The sequence below is a fragment of the Nocardia mikamii NBRC 108933 genome (genome assembly GCF_001613505.1).
Taxonomy (GTDB): Bacteria; Actinomycetota; Actinomycetes; order Mycobacteriales; family Mycobacteriaceae; genus Nocardia; species Nocardia mikamii.
Window position 1 is genome coordinate 1 of sequence record NZ_BDCM01000018.1, and the last position, 5,201, is coordinate 5,201.

Consider the following 5,201-nt stretch of genomic DNA (forward strand, 5'->3'; position numbering starts at 1 on the left):
GCACGTGATCGTCGAACAAGCACCGGCCACCGACGCGGTGGCCGATCCGGTGCCGCGGACCGCGCCCGCGGGCGGGTTGCTGCCGTGGGTGGTCTCGGCGCGCAGTGGTCCGGCGCTCGCGGATCAGGCCACACGCCTGGCGGCCCACATCGGAACTCCGGAATATGCTGCGGAAGAACAGGATTCGCTCGATATCGGCTTCTCGCTGGCGTCCACGCGTGCCGTCTTCGAGCATCGTGCCGTCGTGCTGGCCGGCAACCGTGAGGATCTGCTCGCGGGAGTGCGTGCGTTGGGGGCGGGCGAGGCCGCGCCCGGTGTGGTGTCGGGTCGGGTGGTGCCGGGTTCGACGGGTGTGGTGTTCTCGGGTCAGGGTGCGCAGTGGGCGGGGATGGCTGCCGGGCTGCGCGTGTATCCGGTGTTCGCCGAGCACTTCGACCGCATTGTGGCCGAGTTGGAACCGGCTCTGGGACAGACTGTTTCGCTGGTGGAGGCGTTGGCGGACGAGGATCTGGTCGACCGGACGGTGTTCGCGCAGGCGGGTTTGTTCGCGTTCGAGGTGGCGCTGTATCGGCTGCTGGAGTCGTGGGGCTTCCGTGCGGATGTGGTGGCGGGTCATTCGATCGGTGAGGTTGTCGCCGCGCATATCGCGGGTGTGTTGTCCCTCGAGGACGCGTGTGTGCTGGTGGGAGCGCGTGGTCGACTGATGCAGGCGTTGCCCGCGGGTGGGGCGATGGTCGCGGTGGGTGCGTCGGAGGCCGACGTATTGCCGCTGCTGAGCGCGGGGGTGTCGGTCGCCGCGGTGAACGGCCCGTCCTCGGTGGTGCTGTCCGGTATCGAAGCCGATGTGCTGGCAGTGGCCGATATGTGCTCCGGGCGTGGTTGGCGGACGAAGCGGTTGCGCGTTTCGCACGCGTTCCATTCGGCGTTGATGGAGCCGATGCTCACCGAGTTCGCCTCGGCGATCAGCGCTGTGGTGTTCGAGCGTCCGCGTATGGCCGTGGTGTCGACGGTGACCGGTGCCAGGGTGACCGACGACATGTGCGACCCGTCGTACTGGGTGAATCAGGTTCGGGATTCGGTGCGGTTCGCCGACGCCGTGGCGGCGATGGCGGAGCTGGGGGTGACTCGTTTCGCCGAGGTCGGGCCGGATGCGGTGCTGGCCCCCATGGTCACCCAGAGCCTCGAGGACAGCCGCATCGGTGCCATGCCGACGGTGGTGGCATCGGCGCGCCGCGACCGGGCCGATGCCGCGACATTGACGGCCGGTATCGCCGGGTTGTTCGTCGCCGGCGCCGAGGTCGACTGGGCCGGTTGGTACACCGGGACCGGAGCTCGGCGCATCGACCTGCCCACCTACGCCTTCCGGCACGAACGCTTCTGGCTCGACGTGCGGCAGGTGCTCGCGCAATCGTGGCTGGGAGCCGAACTGGGCGGGGTCACCGCCGTCGGCCTCGACGCCGTGTCACATCCCCTGCTCGGCGCCGCCGTACCGCACCCGGAATCGGGCGGAGTGAGCTTCACCGGCCGCTGGACGGTCGATTCCGTCGAGTGGCTGGCCGACCACAGCGTATTCGGCGTGGTCCTGCTGCCCGGCACCGGATTCGTCGAACTCGCCGCCCATGTCGGCGGCCTGCTGGGCTGCGATGTGCTGGAAGAACTCGTCCTGCACACCCCGTTGACGCTGCCCGCCGAGGGCGGTGTGTCGGTGCAGGTGGTGGTGGCCGCCGCCGACGACACCGGCCGGCGGCGACTGAGTATCCATTCGCGGCCCATCACGGACGAGCCGTGGGTGATCCACGCCGAAGGCACGCTCGCCACGGGTGGGGTCGTCCCCGATTTCGATCTCCGGTCGTGGCCGCCCAGCGGAGCGCAGCCGCTGGATATCGACGGCGTCTACGACGAACTGCTCGACCTCGGCTACGGCTACGGGCCGGCGTTTAGAGGTCTGCGAGCGGCATGGCAACGCGGCAACGAACTGTTCGCCGAGGTCGCGCTGCCCGACCCCGCGGACGCCGGAAGCTTCGGCATCCATCCGGCCCTGTTCGACGCCGCACTGCACGTGCGGATCGTGCACGGCCTGCGCAGCGAAGGGGGTACATCCCCGGCGTTGCCGTTCACCTGGAACGGTGTGGCGTTGCATGCGGCGGGTGCCGCGGTGGTGCGCGTCCGGATCATTGTGGACGGTGAGAAGTTCGGCGTGCGGATCGCCGATGCGCAGGGCGAAGCGGTGATGTCGGTAGCCGCTCTCGTATCCCGGCCGGTGACGGCTCGGAATCTCGACGCGACCCGGGTGTCGCAGAACCTGTTCGGTGTGGAGTGGGTCGCGGTTCCGCATGCGCCGGTGGCCCTCGACCCGAACCGGGTGGCGGTGCTGGGGTCCGATCGCGATCCGGGGGAGATACGCGGATATCGCGACCTCGAGGCGTTGATCGCCGAACTGGACGCGGCCACGGAACCGGTCGTTCCGCAGATCGTCGTCGTCGAATGCCCGCGGGGCGAGGGCGCGCCGCCGACCGCGGCCCGGCAGGTGGTCACCGGCGTTCTCGACACCGTGCAGCGGTGGCTGAGCGATCCGCGTTTCACCGCGTCACGCTTGGTCGTCGTGACCAGAAATGCTGTGGCCGTGAATCATTCGGAGACGGTGGATCTGGCGCAGGCGCCGGTGTGGGGGCTGGTCCGGGCCGCGCAGGCCGAACATCCGGATCGATTCCACCTGCTCGACCTGGACCACCCGGACGGCTCCGACGAGACTCGCGCGCCATTGGCTGTGGCGTCGCTGTCCGCCGCTGTCCCGGGTGAGCCCGAGGTCGCCGTGCGTGGTGCGGTCGTCACGGTGCCGCGCTTGACCCGTCACCCTGCCGGCGACGCGGTTCGCCTACAGCCGGGCACGGTGTTGGTGACCGGTGGAACGGGTGGTCTGGGTGCGTTGATCGCTCGGCGTCTGGTGGTGAATCACGGTGTGACGCACCTTCTTTTGGTGTCGCGTCGGGGTTTGGCTGCGCCTGGTGCTGGGGGGTTGTGTGAGGAGTTGGAAGAGCTCGGTGCGCGGGTGCGTGTTGTCGCTTGTGATGTGTCGGATCGTGATGCGTTGTCCGGGGTGATCGACGGTATTTCGGATGAGTGTCCGTTGGTGGGTGTGGTGCATGCGGCGGGTGTTGCGGATAACGGTGTGGTGGAGTCGATTTCGGCGGGGCGTGTTGATTCGGTGTTCGCGCCGAAGGTTGATGCGGCGTGGTTTTTGCATGAGTTGACGTGTGAGCGGTCGTTGTCGTTGTTCGTGTTGGTGTCGTCGGCTGGTGGTTTGGTTTTGGCGGCGGGTCAGGCGAATTATGCGGCGGCGAATGTGTTTTTGGATGGGTTGGCTGTTCATCGTCGTGCTGCGGGTTTGCCCGCGACCGCCATCGACTACGGACTGTGGGAGCGTTCGAGCGGACTCGGCACCGCATTGTCCGAAGCCGATTTCGACTGGATGCGCAGGCAAGGTTTCCCCGCGCTCACCGAGGCGGAAGGGCTCGCGCTCTTCGACGCGGCCCTAGCGGCCGAAACCGCTCAGCTCGTGGCACTCCGGGTCGATCCGGCCGTGCTCCGGCATCGCGGTGACAACATTCCGGCGCTGGCGCGTGGCATCGCGCCGGTGACCGCTCGCCGCCGCGCGAACACGTCCGCGCCGGACCGGGCCTTCCTGGATACGCTGGCGGGTTTGTCGGAGGGGGATCGGCATGCGGTGGTGTTGGATGTGGTGCGGTCGGTGGCTGCGGGTGTGTTGGGGCATGTGTCGGTGGATGGTGTTGAGCCGGGGCGTGCTTTTTCGCAGTTGGGTTTTGATTCGTTGGGTGCGGTGGAGTTTCGGAATCGGTTGTCTGTGGCGACGGGTTTGAAGCTTCCGGCGACGTTGATTTTCGATTATCCGAATGCGGAGGTGGTGGCGGAGTTCATCGGGTCGGAGTTGTCGGGTGGGTCGGTTGTCGATGATGAGGTAATCGGCCGGGTTCGGGTTGATGATGATCCGGTTGCGATTGTGGCGATGAGTTGTCGGTATCCGGGTGGTGTGGCGTCGCCGGAGGATTTGTGGCGGTTGGTCGCCGAGGGCATCGACACCACCGGCGAACTGCCGACGGACCGCGGCTGGGACATCGAAGCGATCTATGATCCCGAGCCGGGTAAGGCGGGCAAGACCTACACCCGGCGCGGTGGATTCCTGTATTCCGCAGCGGATTTCGACGCCGACTTCTTCGGTATCAGCCCGAACGAGGCCGTGGTGATGGATCCGCAGCAGCGGCTGTTGCTGGAGACCTCGTGGGAGGCGCTCGAACGCGCGGGCATCGATCCGGCCGTCCTGCGCGGCAGCTCGACCGGTGTGTTCACCGGTGTCATGTACCACGATTACGCGCAGGGAACCCAGAGCGGTAACAGCGCCGGCGGCAGTCTGGTCTCCGGTCGCGTCGCCTACACGCTGGGGCTGGAAGGTCCTGCGGTGTCGGTGGATACGGCGTGTTCGTCGTCGCTGGTGGCGTTGCATCTGGCCGCGGGTTCGCTGCGGTCGGGGGAATGCGATCTGGCGTTGGCCGGCGGTGTCGCGGTGATGGCCACGCCGGATATGTTCCTGGAGTTCAGCCGTCAGCGCGGGCTCTCACCCGACGGCCGGTGCCGAGCCTTCGCCGACGCCGCGGACGGTGTGGGCTGGTCCGAGGGCGTCGGTGTGCTCGTGCTGGAACGACTTTCCGATGCGCGGCGCAACGGTCATCAGGTGCTGGCGGTCATCGCCGGCTCCGCGGTGAATCAGGACGGTGCGTCGAACGGTTTCACCGCGCCGAACGGTCCCTCGCAGCAGCGGGTGATCCGCCGCGCGCTGGCCGATGCCGGACTCTCCGCGACGGATGTGGATGCGATCGAAGGTCACGGCACCGGGACGACGTTGGGTGATCCGATCGAGGCCCAGGCGCTGCTGGCGACCTATGGCCGGGACCGCTCTGCCGATCGCCCGTTGTGGTTGGGGTCGTTGAAGTCCAATATCGGTCATGCTCAGGCGGCGGCCGGTGTCGGTGGTGTGATCAAGATGGTCATGGCGATGCGGCATGGGGTGTTGCCGAGGACGTTGCATGTGGATCGGCCGAGTACGAAGGTCGATTGGTCCGAGGGTGCTGTCGAGTTGTTGACCGAGCCGGTGCCGTGGCCGGAGGTGGGTCGGCCGCGTCGCGCGG

General features: G+C 67.6%; 1 protein-coding gene. It reads left to right on the forward strand.

Translation table 11 applies throughout. The features are described 5' to 3' along the window. Positions 1-5,201: type I polyketide synthase (locus NMI01S_RS28080; RefSeq protein ID WP_157126410.1), on the forward strand; the 5,201-nt coding region annotated here is incomplete at both ends.